Origin of the sequence: Gordonia sp. DT101, assembly GCF_049844895.1 — a bacterium.
GTDB lineage: Bacteria > Actinomycetota > Actinomycetes > Mycobacteriales > Mycobacteriaceae > Gordonia.
Map to the genome: position 1 here is coordinate 891,619 of NZ_JBNCLX010000002.1, position 20,457 is coordinate 912,075.

The 20,457-nt window shown below is 69.4% G+C and carries 1 protein-coding gene (only partly in view); it reads left to right on the plus strand.

Every position in this 20,457-nt window falls within one protein-coding gene, locus ACLQ3I_RS10625, for a non-ribosomal peptide synthase/polyketide synthase, read on the plus strand. The gene is 53,706 nt long; 22,954 of those nucleotides lie to the left of the window and 10,295 to its right, leaving coding positions 22,955-43,411 in view, spanning codon 7,652 (partial) through codon 14,471 (partial); the first complete codon in view begins at nucleotide 3. Both the start codon and the stop codon lie outside the window.

The window sequence follows — 20,457 nt, forward strand, 5'->3', positions numbered from 1 at the left end:
CGGCCATAGCGAACCGCCTGGCCTGGATGCAGGACTCCTACCGGTTGCGCGGCGCAGACGTCGTGCTGCAGAAGACGCCGGTGACCTTCGACGTGTCGGTGTGGGAATTGTTCTGGCCGTTGATGGTCGGCGCGGAACTGGTGATCGCCCGTCCCGACGGCCACCGCGACCCGGCCTATCTGGCGCAGCTCATCCGCGAGCAGCGGGTGACCACCACACACTTCGTGCCGTCGATGCTGTCGGCCTTCATCGACGTCCTCGGCCCCGAAGGGCTCTCCGCATTGTCGTCGATCCGGCAGCTGTTCACTTCCGGTGAGGCGCTGGCACCCTCGGTCGCCGCGACCGCGCTGGACGCGCTGCCGAACGTGCGGCTCCACAATCTGTACGGGCCCACCGAGGCGGCCGTCGACGTCACCTACCACGAGGTGCGATACGGCGACACCGAGGTACCGATCGGCCGGCCGGTCTGGAACACCACGACGCGCGTCCTCGACGCCCGGCTCCATCCGGTCCCCATCGGGGTGCCCGGCGAGCTCTACCTCGGTGGCGTGCAACTCGCCCGCGGGTACGCCTCGCGCACCGACCTCACCGCCGACCGGTTCGTCGCGGACCCGGCCGGGCCGGCCGGGGCCCGCATGTACCGCACCGGCGACCTGGTGCGCCACGATCCCCAGGGTGATCTGGAATACCTGGGCCGCACCGACTTCCAGGTGAAGCTGCGCGGTCAGCGCATCGAGCTGGGCGAGATCGAGGCGGTGCTCCTCTCCGCACCCGGAGTGGTGCACGCCGCGGCCACCGTCGCGACCACCGCCGACGGCTCCGAACATCTGGTCGCCTACCTCGCCGGCAGCACCGGGGAATCCGGCGGAACAGGGATCGATCTTGCCCCGGTCAAGGCGCTCGCGGCCCGCATGCTCCCGGAGTACATGCAGCCGACGGTGTGGATGCCATTGCAGCACGTCGAGCTCACCGGTTCGGGCAAACTGGATCGACGTGCCCTGCCGGCACCGGAGCGCGGCGGCGGCGAGTACGTGGCGCCCACCACCGACACCGAGGTGACCATCGCCGGTGTCTTCGCCGAGGTACTCGGCCTCGACCGCGCATCGGCGACCGAGAGTTTCTTCGACCTCGGGGGCAACTCGCTGTCCGCCACCCGGGTGGCCGCTCGCGTCGGCCGCGCCCTCGACACCGACGTCACGGTGCGGGACCTGTTCGACGCGCCGACCGTGCGATCGCTGGCCGAACGGGTCCGTCCGGGAACCGGTGCGACCGCGCCGATCGTCGCGCAGCCCCGGCCCGACGTCATCCCGTTGTCGTTCGCGCAGCAGCGGATGTGGTTCATCAACCAGTTCGACATCACATCCTCGGCGTACAACATCCCGTTGGGCCTGCGGCTGGCCGGAGATGTCGATCACGATGCCCTGCTCGATGCGCTGCTGGACGTGATCGGACGACACGAGATCCTGCGCACCGTGTACCCCACCGTGGACGGGCGACCCGCACAACGCATCCTGGACGTCGACGCCGCCGCCGAGCGTCTCGACTGGTCGTTCGCCCGCGACTCCGGCGACCTGCGCGACGCCACCGCCCGCGGATTCGACATCGCGAGCGACCTCCCGATTCGCGGACGGGTCTGGCGGGCAGCGGATTCGGGGACCACCGACGTCATCGTCGTGTGCCATCACATCGCCTTTGACGGGGAGTCGGCCAAGGTTCTCGCGACCGACCTGGTCCGTGCCTACCTCGCGCGTACCGGCGCCGGGTCGGCCGCCGAGCCGCCGACCGTCCAGTACGCCGATTTCGCGTTGTGGCAACACCAGACGCTCGGCCGCACCGACGACGCGACCTCACCCATCGGCCGGCAGTTCGCGCACTGGCTGTCGGTCCTCGACGAGATCCCGGCGGTCACCGACCTGCCCATGGACCGGCCGCGGCCATCGGTGCTCGAAGCCGACGGCGAGCGCGTGAGCATCGACCTACCCTCGGATCTCGCCGCTGCGGTGCGGCGCACCGCGGCCGAGACCGGTCTGACGCCGTTCATGGTGTGCCACGGCGCGCTCGCGCTGACCGTGGCCCGACTCGCCGCGACGCGCGACGTCGTGATCGGGGCGCCCGTCGCCGGCCGCGGACAGGCGGTCCTCGACGAATTGATCGGCATGTTCGTCAACACCTTGGTGTTGCGGACCGCTGTCGACCCGGCGGTGTCGGTCGAGGACTTCCTCGCCGAGGTCAGAGCCGTCGACCTCGAGGCCTTCGCCCACAGCGACGTCGCCTTCGAACAACTCGTGGATGCGCTGGCACCGGAACGGTCGACAGCGCACGCGCCGCTCACGCAGATCGCGTTCACCTATGCGACCGACGACACGGCCGGTCGCGCGGCGTTCACCGGGGCCGGACTCGAGATCGAACCGCTCGACCTCGCCGAACAGGATGCCAAGTTCGACCTCACCGTCGGTGTCCTCGAACGCCCCGGAAGCGACGGGACACCCGACCTGAAGGCGGAGTTCCTCTATGCGCGAGCATTGTTCGACGAGCCGACGATCCTGGGGTTCGCCGACACCTGGCTGCGGGTCCTCGGCGCGGTCACCGGGGACCGTACCGCCGCCGTCGGCGACATCGACCTGCTCGACGATGCCCAGCGGCGGGAGATGGACGCCGTCCGCGCCGAACTCGCGGCGGCCGCCCGAGCGAACGAGACCTTCGGTGGTGGGAAGACCCTCCCCGAGGTCCTCGGCGACCGCACCCTCGATCCGGAGCATGCCGCACTCATCAGTGGCGCGGAGACGATCGACTACCAGGAATTCGAATCCCGGACCAACCGACTCGCCCGCACCCTGATCCGCCACGGCGTGGGACCGGACGTGGTGGTCGCGGTCGGCATCGCACGGTCGATGGAGTCGGTCGTCGCCACGTGGGCGGTGATCAAGGCGGGAGGTGTCTACCTGCCGATCGACCCGACCTACCCGGACGATCGCATCGACCACATGTTGTCGGATTCGGGTGCGGCCCTGGGCCTCACGACGGTCGCCGACCGCGTCACCCTCGGCGACCGCGATCGGCCGCACTGGCTGGTCCTCGACGAGACCGACCTGATCGAGGCGACCGGGCGGGAGTCGGCGGACACCGTGACCGATGCCGAGCGGCTTGCACCGGTACGCCTCGACAACCTCGCCTACCTGATCTACACGTCCGGCTCGACAGGTCGGCCCAAGGCGGTTGCCGTCAACCACCGCGGCATCTCCGATCTCGTACAAGCATTGCGTGAAGTGTCCTCCGGCCCCGCCACGCGCGTGCTGCACGTGGCATCGCCGAGCTTCGACGCCTCGATGCTCGAGATGATCTGGGCCATCGGATCCGGGCACACGCTGGTCGTCTCGCCTGCCGAGATCTACGGTGGCGCCGAACTCGCCGCCCTCATCGCACGGCACCGCATCACCGATGCGCTGATCACGCCCACCGTGCTCGCCACCGTCGATCCCGCGGGACTCACCACCCTCAAGCACCTTGCGACGGGTGGCGAGGCATGCCCGCCCGAACTGATCGAGCGGTGGGCCGCCGACGGGCGGGCACTGTTCAACTTCTACGGGCCGTCCGAGACGACGATCTGGGCCACCGCCGGCCGATCTCTCCCGGGCCGACCGGTCACCATCGGGCGACCGATCCGGGGTTTCACCGCCTACATCCTCGACGAGCGCCTCAACCCGGTGCCGCACGGCGTCATCGGCGAGTTGTATCTCTCGGCACCAGGTCTGGCACGTGGCTACCTCGCGCGGGCCGGCCTGACCGCCGCGCGCTTCGTCGCCGATCCCCTGGGACTGCCCGGGGCGCGCCTCTACGCCACCGGCGACCTGGTCCGGCGGACCCCGGCCGGCGAGATCGAGTTCGCCGGGCGTGCCGACCACCAGGTCAAGATTAACGGCCAGCGCGTCGAACTCGGCGAGATCGACGCCGTGCTCGCGGCGGCCCCGGGCGTTGCACATGCGCTCACCCTGGGCGCCGAGGACCCGGCCGGGCGGACCCGACTGGTCGGCTACCTCGTCGCCGACGACCACTCGGTTCTCGACACCGCCGCGGTGTCGCGCGAGGCCGGCCGTCGACTGGCCGCTCACATGGTGCCGGCGCAGCTGATCGTGCTCGACGCGCTGCCGTTGACCCCCGCCGGCAAGTTGGACCGGGCCGCCCTGCCCGCCCCGGATTTCGTCGCCGACACCGAGTTCGTTCCACCCGCGACGGATACCGAGCGCACGCTGGCCGGCATCGTGGCCGGCCTGCTGGGCGCCGACCGGGTGGGCGCCACCGATTCGTTCTTCACCCTCGGCGGCGACAGCATCATGTCCATCCAGCTGGCATCCGCGGCCAAGTCCGCGGGGTTTGCCCTGACTCCTCGGGACATCTTCGAACACAAGACGATCCGCGCCATGGCCGCGGCGGCGGGTGTCGTCGGAGCGGCGGTGGAACCACTCACGGAACTGCCCGACGGGCCGTCCGGACAGATGGTGATCACACCGATCGTCGACTGGATGCTCGAGCATGCGGATTCGCCCGCGGACTTCGCCGACTTCTCGCAGGCCAATCTCCTCCATCTGCCCGCCGAACTGACCGGAGACGACCTGCGGCACATGCTCGCCGCACTCGTCGCCGCCCACCCGATGCTGACCGCGCGACTGCGACAGGTCGAGGGGGAGTGGAACCTCGACACCGGAGCCACCGTGGACACCGGTGCCTTGCTGCGGACCGCAGCAGTGGGGTCGGCACCCGGCAGTGCGGAGTTCGCCGACGCGATCACCGATCTGCACGCCGAGGCACTCGCCGAACTCGATCCCGCGACGGGCGACATCCTGCGCTGCGTCGTGGTGGTACCCGACAAGGTCGAGATCCCCGACGGCGGTACCGCGGTCGGTGCCGACGCACGGCTGCTGATCGTCATCCATCACCTCGCGGTGGATGCGGTGTCGTGGCCGACGATCGTGGTCGACCTGGCGACCATGTGGTCGCAGCGGGAATCCGGTCTCGCGCCCGCACCGCAACCCGAAGGCACCTCGGTTCGTCGGTGGTCCCGGCTGCTCGCCGACCACGCGGCCGACCGATTGGGCGAACTGCCGTACTGGTTGGAGCGATTGCCCGCGGACCCACCGCGCATCGGCCGTGAACTCGACCGCGCCGAGACCCGTGCGGCACAGCCTGTGGCGGTGCCGCTGTTGGTGGACGCCGACACCACCCGCGCGCTGCTCACCACGGTGCCCGACGCGTTCGGTGCCGGCACCCAGGACGCGCTGCTCGCCGCGCTGGCCAGGGCAGTCCACGGGTGGACCGGCGAACTCACAGCGGGTGTCGACGACCCAGGGGCGGTCGACGATGCAGTCGTGTTCGGCGTCGAGGGCCACGGCCGGGAAACCGAGATCGCCGCCCGTGGTGACGATCCGCGCGCCGTCGACCTGTCGCGAACCGTCGGGTGGTTCACGACGATATCCCCGGTGCGTATCCCGGTGGGGCACAACGATGACGTCGTGCGCACGGTCAAGGAGACCAAGGAGGAGCTCCGCGGCCGCGAGGACAACGGCCTCGGATTCGGCATGCTGCGCTATCTCGCGCCGCGCGTACTCACCGCCCCGGACACCGATGCCGCGACCCTCGCCGATCTGGCCGAGCTCGGGCGCAGGCGCCTGCCCTCGATCGGGTTCAACTACTTCGGGAATGTCGCTGCGTCGAGTCCGCAGAACACCGACGCCGCCGATGGGGCATTCGTGCCGTCCGCCGACGACGTCGAGCTCCCGTCGACGCTCAGCGGTTCCCTGGTGATGCCGCATACCCTGTCGGTGGACGTGCAGACCGTCGTCATCGACGGGGACCGACGGTTGCGCGCATCGTTCGCGTATCGGCCGGGATCGCTCACCGACGCCGAGGTCACCGACCTCGGCGGCCGCTGGGTCACGGAGCTTGCCGCCATCGTCGCGGCGACCGACGCCGCGGATCCCGGGCCGTCTCCGTCGGATCTCATCGGACCACGTCTGCACCAGGACGAGATCGACGATCTGGGTCGCCGCTATCCCGGCGCGGAGATCTGGCCACTGACCCCGCTGCAGCAGGGGCTCTACTTCCAGGCCGAACTCGGTGCCGCCTCGGACGACGGGCGATCCGCGACCGCAGAGGTCGACGTGTACGTGACGCAGGCCGTGATCGAGCTCGCGGGAGATATCGACGTCGCGCGGATGCGATCTGCCGCAACAAGTCTCCTGGATCACCATCGAGTCCTGCGCTCGGGTTACGTGCGGACCGTCGAGGGGACGGTCGTCGCAGTCGTCCCGCCCCGGATCGATCCGGAATGGACCACGATCGATCTCCGGGACAAGACAGTCGATCTCCGGGACAAGACAGTCGATCTGTGGGACAAGACAGGGGAACTCGACAACCGCCTCGAATCCATCGCGGTGGATCAGCTGCGGCGGCCGTTCGTCCTCTCCGAGCCCGGCCTCATCCGATTCGCGCTGGTGCTGCTGCCCGGTTCACGCGCGGCGCTCGTCGTCACCAGCCATCACCTCGTGGTGGACGGATGGTCGGGGCCGTTGGTCGTCGGTGACCTGTTCGCCACGTATCTCGGCGGTCGCCCGTTGACCTCCACCGACAGCGGAGATTTCGCGACCTTCCTGCAGTGGCTCGCCCGGCGCGACGACGCTGCGGCACGTGCGGTCTGGTCGGACGCGCTGGCCCGCCTCGACGGCCCGACCGTCGTCGCACCCGGGCGGGTGGCCACCGAGGATGCGCGACCCCGTGAGCACGCCATCGACACCGGTGCGGACCTGGGGACCGCCCTGGGGCACGCCGCTCGCCGACTCGGCGTCACCACCTCGACCCTGCTCCAGTTCGGCTGGGCGATCCTGTTGTCCCGGCTCACCGGGCAGAGGACGGTCGGCTTCGGCGAGACGGTGTCGGGCCGTCCGGCCGACATCGACGGCGTCGAGCAGATGGTCGGCCTGTTCATCAACACGCTGCCCGTCGCGGTCACCGTCGACCCGGACCAGCGGATCGACGACGCGGTACGTGCCCTGCAGGACACCAAGACCCGACTCCTCGATCACCAGCACATGGGCCTGGCCGACATCGCCACGGCCACCGGCCACCACGCGCTGTTCGACACCCTCACCGTCTACGAGTCCTACCCGGTCGACGCCGATACGATCGCCGACAACGGACAGTCCGACGACCTCCAGATCACGGCGATCCGCACCGGTGATGCGACGCACTACCCCCTGAACCTGATCGCCGCTCCGGGACGTGGCGCTTCGGGCGCCACGTCCGATGCTGCCGCGCCGGGCGTATCACTACAGCTCAAATACCTGCCGGATGCGTTCTCCGAAGCCCAGATCGAGCATCTCGGCAACGCCTTCACGCAGATCCTGATCGCGCTCGGTGCCACTGATCCCGGTCGTGTCGGCGATGTTGACCTGCTGGCACCCGCAGAGCGCGGCCTCATCGAGAAGTGGAGTCACGGCGACCGGACCGACGAACCGGTCGACTTCGTGGGCGCGGGCCCGGCCCACCAGGCGGCACTCACACCCGACGCCGTCGCCGCGGTCGACGGCGACCGTGAGATCAACTACGGCGAGTTCAGCGCGCAGGTCAACGCACTCGGGCGGTCGCTGATCGCGGCAGGCGTCGGACCCGACGACGCGGTGGGAGTCTGTCTGCCACGGTCGATCGAGATGCTCGTGGCGGTCCATGCGATCACGACCGCCGGCGGTCAGTACGTGCCGATCGACACCGAGACACCGGCCGACCGTGTGCGCTACATGATCGATACCGCCTCGGTGACAACGGTTCTCATCGGGTCCGGGGGAGTACCGGCGGCCATCGCCGCGGCGGGCGTGGACACCATGGTGATCGATGCGAGTGTTCCGGCCGATCCGAGTGCGCCGATCACCGATGACGATCGCCGGGCACCATTGCGCCCGGAACACGCGGCCTACACGATCTTCACCTCCGGATCCACCGGCCGTCCCAAGGGCGTCACCGTCTCGCATCGGTCGGTCGTCAACCGACTCCGATGGGGATTGGAGACCTTCGACGGGGTCGACGCGACGTCGGCCACCATCCAGAAGACGCCGTACACCTTCGACGTGTCGGTGCCGGAACTGTTCGCACCGTTCATGATCGGCGCGCGGGTGATCGTCGCCCGTCCCGGCGGACACGCCGACCCCGCCTACCTGGCCGACCTCGTCGCCCGGCACGGCATCGCGGCCGTCGACTTCGTCCCGTCGATGCTCGCCGCCTTCCTCGACGTCGTCGACGACGAGCAACTCGCCGCCATGGCCGGACTGCGCCACCTCTACATCGCCGGCGAGGCGCTGCCGCCCGCCCTCGCCCGTGCCGCCCGCCGACGACTCCCGCACGTGGCACTGCACAACCTGTACGGCCCCACCGAAGCCGCCGTCGAGGTGACCGCGCAGGCCCTCGGCACCGTCGACGAGCACAGCACGGTGGTGCCGATCGGCGGACCGATCCGGAATACGGCGGTGTGGGTCCTCGACGACCGGCTTCGCCCGGTGCCGCCGGGTATCGCCGGCGAGCTGTACCTCGGCGGCGTGCAGATCGCCCGCGGCTACGCGGCGCGCCCGGATCTCACCGCCGAGCGCTTTGTGGCAGATCCGTTCGGAACCGGCGGTCGGCTCTACCGCACCGGCGACCTCGTCCGCTGGAACATCTCGGGAGAGATCGAATATCTGGGCCGCACCGACTTCCAGGTGAAATTGCGCGGCCAGCGCATCGAACTCGGCGAGATCGAATCGGTGCTGACGTCGGCGCCGGGCGTCGTCCATGCGGCGGCCACCGTCACCACGGGTGCCGGTGGCAGCGAGCATCTCGTCGCGTATGTGGCGGCCGGACCCGGCCAGCGTCTCGATCTCGACGCGGTGCGCGACTCGGTTGCCGGTGCGCTGCCCGAATACATGCGTCCCACCGTGTGGATGACGCTCGACGAGGTTCCGCTTGGCAGCACCGGCAAGCTCGATCGTCGCGCGCTGCCCGAACCGGAGTTCGCCGCCGGTGAACTCGTGGCACCGGATGGCGAGATCGAGGAGACGATCGCGCAGGTCTTCGCCGAGGTGCTCGGCGTGGACCAGGTGTCGGTGACCGACAGTTTCTTCGATCTCGGCGGCAACTCACTCTCGGCCACCCGGGTGAGCGCGCGCGTCGGCGGTGCACTCAAAGCCGATGTCGGCGTACGGGATCTGTTCGAGGCGCCCACCGTCCGTGATCTCGCACGCCGCATCCACACCGGTGACACCGAGGTGGAACCCCTCGTCGCGGGCCCCCGACCCGACGTCATCCCGCTGTCCACCGCGCAGCAGCGGATGTGGTTCATCAACCGATTCGAACCCGGTTCCCCGGCCTACAACCTGCCGGTGGCACTCCGGCTGCGCGGACGGATCGACGCCGAGGCGTTGCGCATCGCGCTCGGTGACGTCGTCGAGCGGCACGAGACACTGCGCACCGTGTTCCCGGCCGTCGACGGACGCGCACACCAGGTGATCATCGGCGCCGACGAGGCCCGGAACCAGCTTGACTGGGCCGAGATCGACGATCCGGCAGCGGCTTTCGACACAATCGCCACCGTCGCCACCACCGGGTTCGACGTCACCACCGACATGCCGATCCGCGCGCGGATCGCCGCACTGGGACCCGACGATCACGTCTTTCTCGTCGTCACCCACCACATCGCGGCCGACGGAGAGTCCACCGGGCCGCTGGTGCGTGATCTGTTGGCCGCCTACGAGGCACGTAGCCACGGACAGCGCGCCGACCTGGCTCCGCTCACGGTCGGGTTCGCCGACTTCGCACTCTGGCAGCAGCGCGTGCTCGGCGACGCCGACGATCCGACCTCGGTGCTCGGTCGACAGACGGCCCACTGGACTCGGACCCTCGACGGGCTGCCCGACCTGCTCACCCTGCCGACCGATCACATTCGGCCGCCGGTGGCGAGCATGCGCGGGGCGAACATCCGGTTCACCATCCCGAGTGACACCCGGCGCGGCATCATCGACCTCGCCCGCGAACTCGGGGCCACCGAGTTCATGGTGCTGCACGCCGGTCTGGCGGTGCTGCTGGCGCGGTTGTCCGGGACCGCCGACATCGCCATCGGTACCCCGGTCGCCGGCCGTGGTCGGGCCGAACTCGACGAGATCGTCGGCATGTTCGTCAACACCCTGGTGTTGCGCACCGAGATCGACCCCGCTGCCGGATTCGCCGACGTCGTCGCGGCGACGCGCAGCACCGACCTCGACGCCTTCGCCAACGCCGACGTGCCGTTCGAGCACCTCGTCGAAAAGCTGAATCCACTGCGCTCCGAAGCGTTCGCGCCACTCACCCAGGTGATGCTCGCCTACCAGCGGGCGCTCTCCGACGACGTCGCCCTGCCCGGCCTCGACGTCATACCCGTCGACGCCGGCGCACCCTCGGCCAAGGTGGACCTCACCATCGAGGTCTCGCCGGAGCGCGCCGACGACCCGACCGCGGCCCTCGGCGGCAACATCATCTATGCCACCGACCTGTTCACCGAGTCGACGATGGTCGAGTTCGCCGCCCGTTTCGAGCGTCTCGTCGGCCAGCTCGTCACGGCCCCCACCACGCCGATCGGCGACCTGGAGTTGCTCACCGAGAGCGACCGCAGGCGCCGACGCGCCCTGTCGGCCGGCCGGGACAAGGACCTGCCGCGCGACACCGTGCCCACCGCGCTGGCCCGCCAGGCCGCGGCCACCCCGGACGCCACGGCGCTGGTGGCCGGTGACCGGATCCTGACCTATCGCGAGTTCGCCGCCCGCGTGAACGTCCTGGCCCGCGACCTCATCGCGCTCGGTGTCAGCCCGGACACGTCGGTGGCCGTGTGTATTCCGCGGTCCGTTGAGATGGTGCTGGCCATCCACGCCGTCGTCACGGCCGGCGGTCAGTATGTCCCGATCGACCCCGGGGTGCCGGCAGATCGTGCCCGGTACATGGTCGACACCGCGTGCCTTGAGGTGGTGCTGGTCGATGCGCACACCGACCGCCCGGCGGCGATCGCCGACCTCGCCGCCGACCTGCGCATCGTCGAGGTCGATGCAGCAGCAGAGATCGACTCCGACCATCCCGCCTCGGCCGAGGTGACCGACGCCGACCGCGGCGCGCCACTGAGGCCGGATCATGCGGTCTACACCATTTTCACGTCCGGCTCGACGGGCCGTCCTAAGGGCGTGACCCTGCCGCACGACGCAGTGGTCAACCGCCTGTGGTGGGGCCTGGACGAGCTGCCGATCGACGCGACCGATGCGGTCATGCTCAAGACCCCGTACACATTCGACTGTTCCGTCCCGGAGATCTTCGCGCCGTTGATGGTGGGCGCGCGCATGGTGATCCTGCGAGCCGACGGCCATCTCGAACCGGTCCACGTTGCCGAGCAGATCGCCGAACACCGCGTCACCATGGTGCATTTCGTGCCGTCGATGCTGTCGGTGTTCCTGGAGGTGGCGGGCGCCGAACGGGTGCGGGCCCTCGATTCGGTGCGGATCGTGTCGACGACCGGTGAGGCCTTGCCGCCCGCGGTGGCGGCCGAGACCCGCGCGTTGCTTCCGGAGGTGTTGTTCTACAACCTGTACGGCCCGACGGAGGCCGCGGTCGAGATCACCTATCAACAGATAGAGGCGATCGACCGCGACGTGGCGTCGGTGGCCATCGGTGTGCCGGTGTGGAACTCGACGGCGTACGTGTTGGATGCGCGAATGCATCCGGTACCGATGGGTGTCGCCGGTGAACTCTACGTCGGCGGTGTGCAGTTGGCGCGCGGGTATGCGGCGCGGCCGGACCTGACGGCAGAGCGGTTCGTCGCCGACCCGTTCGGCGAGCCGGGAACCCGCCTGTACCGCACCGGCGACCTCGTTCGGTGGAACTCGCGCGATGAACTGGAGTATCTGGGCCGTACCGACTTCCAGGTGAAGCTGCGCGGTCAGCGGATCGAGCTCGGCGAGATCGAGGCGGCGATCGCCGACGCCGACGGCGTCGTCCACGTGGCGGCGAGCGTCGTCGACGGGCCCGACGGCGGGCAACATCTCGTCGCATATGTGGCGGGTGCGCCCGGGCAGGCGATCGACCTGCCGGCGGTGCGGTCGGTGACGGCCGAGGCACTGCCGGAATACATGCGGCCGTCGGTGTGGATGGTTCTCGACGACATCGCGCTGAACTCGGCGGGCAAGCTGGATCGTCGGGCGTTGCCGGAACCGGAGTTCGCCGCGGGGCGATATGTGGCGCCGGAGACCGATGCGGAGTCGACCGTGGCGGGTGTGTTCGCTGATGTGCTCGGCGTCGACCGGGTGTCGGTGGTCGACGGCTTCTTCGATCTCGGTGGCAATTCGCTCTCGGCCACCCGCGTCGCCGCCCGCGTCGCCGAGGCGTTGGGCGTGGAGGTGCCGGTCCGCGCGCTCTTCGACGCGCCGACACCACGCGATCTGGCCGCGGCCCTCGGCGACGTCGAGATGTCCGGCGCACGCACCCCCGTCGGCTCGGCGCCTGCACCGCAACCGCGTCCCGAACAGATCCCGTTGTCGTTTGCCCAGCAGCGGATGTGGTTCATCAATCAACTCGAACCCGACTCGCCTGCCTACAACATCCCGGTCGTGCTGCGGCTCCGCGGCGAGGTCGACGACATTGCCATGGGTCGGGCCCTTGCGGATGTCATCAACCGCCACGAGGTGTTGCGCACTGTGTACCCAGGAGGTGTGGACGGGCTGCCGTCGCAGCACGTCGCGTCGGGCGTCGACGTGGCGGACATCGACTGGGCCCGAACCGACGACTCCGCCGCCCGTGCGATTCTCACGCGCGGCTTCGACGTGGCCACCGAAGCCCCCATCCGGGTGCGTATCGCCGAAATCGGCGCTGGCGAGCACTTGTTGGTGGTCGTTGTACATCACGTCGCTTCCGATGGCGAATCCGGACCGGTGTTGGCCCGGGACCTGATCGGCGCGTACCAGGCGAGGATCTCCGGGGAGGTACCGAGCTGGGACGAATTGCCGCTTCAATACGCTGATTACGCGATCTGGCAACGTACGGTGCTCGGCGATCCGGCCGATCCGGAGTCCGAACTGGGTCGTCAGATCGCCTACTGGTCGGCCGAGCTCGCCGGTCTGCCCGATCAGCTGGAGCTCCCGACCGACCGATCCCGGCCCGCCGGCGCGTCCACGGACGCCTCGACTGTCGAGTTCCGGCTTTCCGCCGATACCCGCGACGCCCTACACTCGCTCGCGCAATCGCAGGGCGCGACGTTGTTCATGGTGGTTCACGCTGCCCTCGCCACGTTGCTGGGGCGCTTGTCGGCGACCGGCGACATCGCCATCGCCACCCCGGTGGCCGGTCGCGGGCAGGCCACTCTCGACGACCTCGTGGGTCTGTTCGTCAACACGCTGATCCTGCGTGCGGCCGTCGACCCCGCGACGACGCCGACTGACCTGATCGAGCAGATCAGGCGTACCGATCTCGATGCCTTCGCCCACGCCGATGCACCGTTCGAGCAGGTCGTCGAGGCGGTGGATCCGGTGCGCTCAGAGTCGTTCGAACCGCTGGCCCAGGTGTTGCTGGTGTTCGAGCAGTCCGGTGGCGGCAGCCCGGCGCAGGTGAACCGGATCGGTGACCTGGAGATCGAGGCGGTCGACCCAGGTGTGGACACGGCGAAATTTGATCTGACCTTCGGTCTGGTGGACACCGGTGACGAGGTGATCGGCAAGATCATCTATGCCACAGAGCTTTTCGACCACGGGACGATACAACGAGTCGCAGCGGCTCTCACCGCCATCGCAACCGCGTTCGGGACCGACCACCATGTGGCGGTCGGTGACATCGACATTCTCGGCGCCGACGAGATCGAGCGTCAGATCGAGCTCTCGGACGGGCCGGTCGCTGACGTGCCCGTGCAGACCCTGCCGGACCTGCTCGCGTCGTCCGGGACGCCGTCCTCGGCGGCACTGGTCTCCGGCGACCGGGTTGTCACCCGTCGCGAGTTCGACGCACGTGTGGCCGTCGTCGCGCGACTCCTGATCGGCCGCGGTGTCGGCCCGGAAGTGGCGGTCGCGGTGGCCATCCCACGTTCGGTCGAGCTGCTCATCGCGGTGCACGCGATCATCACCGCCGGTGGACATTACGTGCCCATCGATCCGGATGCTCCCGCGGATCGGGTCGAGTACATGGTCACGACCTCCGGTGCTCGACTGGTACTCGTTGTCGAGAGCGGTGATGCGCTGATCTCCGGGCTGCCCGCCGACACGATGATCGTCGATGCATCGACTGCGATCGAACCCGATGTGGTGCCGGTGACCGATGCGGACCGAATAACACCACTGCGTGGTGGCCACCCGGCGTACACGCTGTTCACCTCAGGGTCGACGGGTCGCCCGAAAGGCGTGACCGTGTCTCACGCAGCGATCGTCAATCGACTCACGTGGATGCAGGCCGTATATGTCCTGGAGCCCGCCGATGTGGTGATGCAGAAGACCCCGGCCACCTTCGACGTGTCGGTGTGGGAGTTGTTCTGGCCCTTCATGGTGGGCGCACAGCTCGTGATCGCCCGGCCAGGCGGCCACCGGGATCCGGCATATCTGGCAGAGCTGATCCGCACCGCGCGGGTGAGTACCCTGCACTTTGTGCCGTCGATGTTGTCGGTCTTCGTCGACGTACTCGGTGCGACCGGCCTCGCCGGCCTGACCTCGGTGCGGCAGGTGTTCGCCTCGGGCGAGGCGTTGCCGCCGTCCGTCGCGCAGGCAACGCGCAGTTCACTTCCCGATGCGCGCCTGCACAACCTGTATGGACCCACCGAGGCGGCGGTCGACGCCACTCACCATGAGGTGGCGTCGGGCGAACCGACGGTGTTCATCGGTACGCCGGTGTGGAACACCCGCGCGCTGGTGCTGGACGATCGTCTGCAGGTGGTAGGCCCGGGGATTCCGGGCGAGTTGTACCTGGGCGGTGTGCAGGTGGCGCGCGGGTACGTTTCCCGGCCCGAGCTGACCGCGGAGCGCTTTGTCGCGGACCCCTATGGACGGCCTGGGGCCCGGTTGTACCGCACCGGCGACCTGGTGCGCCGCAGCATACTCGGCGATCTGGAGTATCTGGGACGCACCGATTTCCAGGTGAAGCTGCGTGGACAGCGGATCGAGCTCGGCGAGATCGAGTCGGTGCTCGCATCCTCTCCCGGCGTCGTGCACGCATCGGCAACCGTGGCCACGGCGCCGGGCGGTGCCCAACATCTGGTGGGCTACCTGGCGGGTTCGGCGATCGATCTCGACGTCGTCGAGGATGTCGTGGCGCGGTCCCTCCCGGAGTACATGCGGCCGACCGTATGGTCCGTACTCGACGAGCTCCCGTTGAACTCGGCCGGAAAGCTGGACCGGAAAGCCCTGCCCGCACCCGAGTTCGGCGCGCCCGCAGTGGGTCACGTACCGGCAGCGACCGACGCCGAGCGAGCCATCGCGGACGTGGTGTCCCGCGTCCTGGGGGTCGACGACGTGTCGGTGACCGAATCCTTCTTCGGGCTCGGTGGCGATTCGATCATGTCGATCCAGCTCTCGTCGATGCTGCGGGCGGCCGGATTGGACGTGAGCCCGCGGGACATCTTCGAACACAAGACGATCCGCGCCATCGCCCGGGCGATCACAGGCCGGGAGGCCGCGGTCCTGCCGGAGTACGAGGGAGGGGGTGTCGGACCGACCGCGCTCAGCCCCGGTGTGCACTGGATGCTCGAGCTCTCCGATCGGGCGCAGGATTTTGCCGACTTCTCGCAGACCGTCACACTGACCCTGCCCGCGACGACCGGGGTCGACGACCTCCGGGCCGTGCTCGACGCGGTGGTGGCCAACCATCCGATGCTGACGGCGACGCTCGTCGAAAGCCCGGACGACGGCTGGATCCTCACCGCAGGCGCGGCCCACTTCGACCCGACCGCCGCCGTCCGCCTCGTCGACGCCGACACCGATCCCGGCACCGCCGGTTTCGACGACCTGCTGCGCACCGAACACCGAGTCGCACTGGGCCGGCTCGACCCCGCCGCCGGACGGCTCGTCGAGGTCACCGGACTGCGCCCGCGGTCCGGTGGCGACGGCCGTCTGATGGTGTCCGTGCACCACATCGCAATTGACATCGTCTCCTGGTCCGTCGTCGCGACCGAGCTCGCCATGGCCTGGGCGCAGCGGACCGCAGGCTTGCCGATCGAGCTGCCCGGGGAGGTCACCTCCGCTCGTCGGTGGGCGGGTGCGCTCGACGACCTTCCGCGAACCCGGCCCGCCGAGGCAGAGTTGTGGCAGCAGCGACTGCCGCAGCGCGACACCGTTCTCGGGCGGCGACTGGATCGGGCACACCACCGCGAACGCACCGTCACCACCATCACGTCGACTGTCGATGCAACGGTCTCCGAAGCCGTGCTGACCCGGGTAGCCGCGGCCTTCCACACCGGAACCGACGAGATCCTCGTCGCCGCGCTCATCACTGCGATCGAGCGCTGGCAGCGGGTGCAACCCGACTCGGGCGACGCCGACCCCGGCGTATCGGTGCTGCTGGAGGGGCATGGGCGAGAAGAGCAGGTACAGCCGGGAGCCGACCTGTCGCGCACCGTCGGCTGGTTCACCGCCTTCACCCCGGTGAACGTGACGCCGTCGGCAGGCGATCGAGCGCCGGTGGACACGGTGCGCGCGGTCAAGGAACTCCTCGCAGGCACCCCGGACAAGGGCCTCGGTTTCGCGCCGCTGCGCTACGCCGCCGGAAGCGAACTCCGCAACCGTCCGTTGCCGCCCGTCCTCTACAACTTCATGGGAGCGGGTGGCGCGGGTGCGGTGGGTTCCACCCAGGGCGCCGACGATCGCGGATTCGAGTTCGCGACGGACGCGCCGACGCTGCCCGGCACGGTCACCGGCCGGATGCGCGCGCTCGCCGCGCTCAACGTGCACGTCCACATCGGTGGCGGTACACACGGACGCGAGATCGTCGCCGAATTCGGTTATCCCGCCGACGCCCTCACCGGCTCGGAGGTCGCCGAGATCATCGGCGGATTCGAGGACGCTCTGGCAGTGCTCGTCGACGAGGTCGACCGGGTCGGCGACATGGGGTTCACGCCCTCCGACGTGTCGGGCGCCGATCTGACCCAGCGCGACCTCGACGACCTCGCCGCACGGTATCCCGCCGCCGATATCTGGCCGATGTCCCCACTGCAGCAAGGGCTGTACGTCGAGGCGGCCCGGCATGCCGGGACCGACGCCGCGGTCGACGTCTACGTCACCCAGTCCGTCATCCGACTCGACGGCGATCAGGACGCGGACCGCCTGCGGCGCGCCGCTGCACGCCTCCTGCAGCGGCACCGGGTGTTGCGGTCCGGCTTTGTGCAACCGTCGAGCGGCGCGCTCGCCGTGGTGGTACCGGAGTCGGTCGAACTGCCTTGGCGCACTGTCGATCTGATCGATGAAAAGGTAGCTGCGGCGGATATGCGGCTCGACGAGATCGCGGTCGCCGAGCGAGTCGAGCGCTTCGATCTCGCCGCACCTCCGCTGATAAGGTTCGTACTGGCGACTCTCCCCGGCGAGTCCGGGCCGCGTGCCGCGCTGATCGTCACCAATCACCATCTGTTGTTCGACGGGTGGTCCGGACCGCTGGTCCTGGCCGACCTGATCGAGGGCTACGTCGTCGACGACGACGAAACCCGCTCGTCGACAACCGACTACGCCGACTTCCTGGACTGGTTGTACCGGCAGGACCGCGCCGCCGCAGTCGATGCGTGGCGTGAGGAACTGTCCATCGTGGACGGTCCGACACTGGTGTCGACGGGTGCGTCCGCCACCGTCGAGGAGATGCCGGCCGAGCACGCGGTGTTCGTCGGCTCCGACATCACCGCCGGGCTGGAGGAGTTCGCCCGCACCTCCAACGTGACCTTGTCGACGGTCGTCCAGTTCGCGTGGGGCGTCCTGCTGTCCCGGATGACGGGGCAGGACACGGTGACCTTCGGTGAGACGGTGTCCGGCAGGCCCCCCGAGATCGATGGCGTCGAATCGATGATCGGCCTCTTCATCAACACCCTGCCGGTGGCGGTGTCCGTCGAGCCGCGGACGACGATCGCCGACGCGGTTCGCGCCCTGCAGGAGAGCAAGACCCGACTGCTCGACCACCAGCATCTGGGACTGCCGCAGATCGCCGCGGAGGTGGGTGAGGTCGGCTTCGACACCCTCACCATCTTCGAGTCGTATCCGATCGACGGTGACGCCGTCGCCGATGGCAGCCGGGCGGCCGGGCTGCGCATCGCCGGCATCGATTTCACCGACGCCACGCACTACCCGCTGAACCTGTTCAGCACGCCGACCGCGAACGACCTGGGTTTGAACGTCAAGTACCTGCCGAGCGCGTTCACCGCCGACGAGATCAGCGGATTCGCGGCGGCCGTCGTGGCGATCCTGAGACACGTCGTCGAGGGGCCGGACACCGCAATCGGTGACATCGACCTGCTGAGTGCAGCGGCGCGCGACGCGGCCCTGGTGCGTGCGGCCGGAGACGAGGTCGCGGTGCGGCCGGAGACCGTCGATGCGCTCGTCGCCGCCCGGATCGCGACCGTCCCCGACCACCCGGCGCTGGTGTTCGAGGATCGTGTCGTCGACTACCGGGAGTTCGGGACGCGGGTCTCGGCTTTGGCGCGTGAGTTGCTGGCACTCGGGGTGGGACCCGATGTTGCGGTGGCCGTGAGCATCCCGCGTTCGGTGGAGATGATGGTCGCCATCCATGCGATCGTCGCGGCCGGCGGGCAGTACGTCCCGGTCGACGTCGACACCCCCGCCGATCGTGCCGAGTACATGCTCACGACCGCGGGCGTCGCCGCTCTCCTCACCGGTCCGCACGATGCGGCGGCCGGCGAGGTGCGGACGGCCGCCGGCACCACCGGGACGCCGATCGTCGTCGTCGACTCATCGTCGCCGGCCGATGACACAGTCGAGCCGGTGACCGACGCCGACCGTCCCGCGGCGCTCACCGGTGACAACGCGGTCTACACCATCTTCACGTCGGGTTCGACCGGCCGGCCGAAGGGCGTCACGGTGACCCATGCGGCGGTCGTCAACCGCCTGTGGTGGGGTTTGGATCGGTTCCCGCTCACCGCGGACGACGTCGTGGTGCAGAAGACCCCGTTCACCTTCGACTGCTCGGTGCCGGAGCTCTTCGCGCCGCTCGTCGCCGGCGCGCAGATGCTGGTCGCCCGGCCCGGCGGACACGCCGACCCGATCTACCTCGCCGATCTGATCGCCGAACACCGGGCGACCATGGTGCACTTCGTGCCGTCGATGCTCTCGGTGTTCGTCGATGTGGCAGGCCCCGAACGCCTGTCGCGCCTGACCTCGGTCAAGTACCTGTCCACCACCGGTGAGGCGTTGCCGCCCGCGGTCGCCGCCGAGGCCCGCGCCATGATGCCCGGCGCCGAGTTCTACAACCTCTACGGCCCCACCGAGGCGGCCGTCGAGATCACCTATCAACGTGTCGACACCGTCGACGAGTCCGCCACGTCGGTGCCCATCGGTCTGCCGTTCTGGAACTCGACTGCCCACGTGCTGGATTCACGTCTGCGTGCGGTGCCGCCGGGCATCCCCGGCGAGCTCTACCTCGGCGGGGTGCAGTTGGCCCGGGGCTACGCCTCGCGCAGCGACCTGACCGCGGAGCGGTTCATCGCCGATCCCTTCGGTGCGCCCGGCGGCCGCCTCTACCGCACCGGCGATCTGGTGTGTGTCGACGGTTCCGGCGCGATCGTCTACCTGGGGCGCACCGACTTCCAGGTGAAGCTGCGCGGCCAGCGCATCGAACTCGGCGAGATCGAGGCGGCGATCGCCGCGGCACCGGGCGTCGTCCACGCCGCCGCCACCGTGTCCGCCGCATCGGGTGGCGCGGAGCATCTGGTCGCGTACGTGGCTTCCGTCCCGGGGCACGACCTCGACCTCGATGAGGTCAGGCACGCCGTGTCCGGTGCCCTGCCCGAGTACATGCGGCCCACCGTATGGATGGTGCTCGACGAGATCCCGCTCAACACCGCCGGAAAGCTCGACCGGCGGGCGCTACCGGAACCGGTCTTCACCGAGGGGGAATTCGTCGCGGCCGCCACCGATGCCGAACGCGCGATCGCCGACGTCTTCGCCGAGGTGCTGGGCATGGCACGGGTGTCGGTGACCGACAGTTTCTTCGATCTGGGTGGCAACTCGCTGTCCGCGACACGGGTGGCGGCGCGAATCGGTGACGCGCTCGATTCCGCCGTCGCCGTGCGCAGTCTGTTCGATGCGCCGACGGTGCGGGAACTCGCGGCGGCGCTGGTGCCCGGAACCGGCCGGGCGAGGCCACCGCTGGTCGCCGGAGCGCGCCCGGACCGATTGCCATTGTCGTTCGCACAGCAGCGGATGTGGTTCATCAACCAGTTCGACACCTCGTCGCCGACCTACA